Annotated in this window: 1 protein-coding gene; it reads left to right on the top strand. The window is 65.0% G+C overall.

The window, feature by feature from the left end; genetic code table 11:
* The first annotated feature begins 63 nt into the window (after positions 1 to 63).
* The gene (locus tag AC3WLB_RS24255) at positions 64 to 1,413 is read left to right on the top strand and encodes an IS256 family transposase (protein WP_492510486.1); all 1,350 of its coding nucleotides are present in this window, start codon (positions 64 to 66) and stop codon (positions 1,411 to 1,413) included.
* Positions 1,414 to 1,458: the final 45 nt, after the last annotated feature.

The raw sequence follows: 1,458 nt of genomic DNA, 5'->3' as shown, positions 1-1,458 counted from the left end.
GAGGGTGTCAGATCGTTTGTGTAAGGGGTGTCGGCTTCTTACGGAAGGACGACACTGATGACCATGATCGACAAGGAAGCTCGGGCGGAGCGTCGACGACGGCAGGAAGAGGGTGCCAGGCGGCTGCGTGAGTCGGGTGTTCTGGATGATCTGTTCGCGAAGATCGACGCGGGCGAGGTGCAGCTCGATGGTCGGGACGGGTTGATCCAGCAGCTGATCAAGACCGGCCTCGAGCGTGGGCTGCACGCGGAGCTGACTGACCATGTCGGCTACGAACGTGGCGATCCCGAGGCGGCGTTTCACGACAACTCCCGCAACGGCTCGTTCGCGAAGACGGTGTCGACGGTCGCCGGCGATGTCGAGCTCGCGGTCCCGCGCGACCGGAATGGGACGTTCACGCCACGGCTGGTGCCGACCGGGCAGCGGCGTCTGGGCGGGTTGGACGAGATGATCGTGTCGCTCTATGCCGGCGGGATGACGGTCCGCGATATCGAGCATCATCTGGCAGCGACGATCGGCACGGAGATCAGCCGGGAGACGATCTCGAAGATCGTTGACGAGATCTCCGACGAGGTCCTGGCCTGGCAGTCGCGTCCGTTGGAGGCGTTCTACCCGGTCATCTACCTCGACGCGATCGTGGTGAAGGTCCGCGATGGCGGGCATGTGCGCAATAAGGCCGCGCACCTCGCCGTCGGCGTCGACATGGACGGCATCAAGCACGTCCTGGGTATCTGGGTGCAGCAGACCGAGGGGGCCAAGTTCTGGGCCTCGGTCTGCGCGGAACTCGCCAACCGCGGCGTCCGCGACGTGCTCATCGTCTGCTGCGACGGCCTCACCGGCTTCCCCGAAGCGATCGAGGCGACCTGGCCCGAATCGCTCGTGCAGACCTGCGTCGTGCACCTCATCCGCACCGCGATGCGGTTCGTCTCCTACGGGCAGCGGAAGCCCGTCGCCGCCGCGTTGAAGCCGATCTATCAAGCCGCCGACGTGGACTCGGCGAGGGCGGCGCTGGAGGCGTTCGCGGCCTCGGCGCTGGGCAAGGGCAACCCGCACACGGTCGCCGCGTTCGAGAACGCGTGGGAACGCTTCACCCCGTTCCTCGCGTTCCCGCCCGAAGTCAGGCGAGTCATCTATACGACGAACGCGATCGAGTCGCTGAACTACCAGCTGCGGAAGGTGACCAAGAACCGCGGCCACTTTCCCAACGACGCCGCGGTCGTGAAGCTGCTGTGGCTCGCGATCTGCGACATCGAAGACAAGCGAGCTCGCGAACGAGCTAAAGACCGCGGCAAGCCAGCAAGTGAACGCAAAGCACCGCCCCGACTCGTCGAGGGAGCCGCCGTCACGAGCTGGAAGAAAGCTCTCGCCCAACTCGCGATCGCATTCCCCGACCGCATCGAGCCCTACCTCTAACAACCAACTGCCGATGACCGCTTACACAAACAACTTGACAGGCTC

The sequence above is a fragment of the Herbiconiux sp. FW305-C-125 genome, from assembly GCF_058783455.1.
The sequence above is the reverse complement of the archived record's forward strand: the minus strand, read 5'-3'. Positions and strand labels throughout refer to the sequence as shown.

Excerpts from the sequence above, each read along its gene's own strand:
- AC3WLB_RS24255 (WP_492510486.1), top strand. The coding sequence starts at position 64 with ATGATCGACAAGGAAGCTCGGGCGGAGCGTCGACGACGGCAGGAAGAG.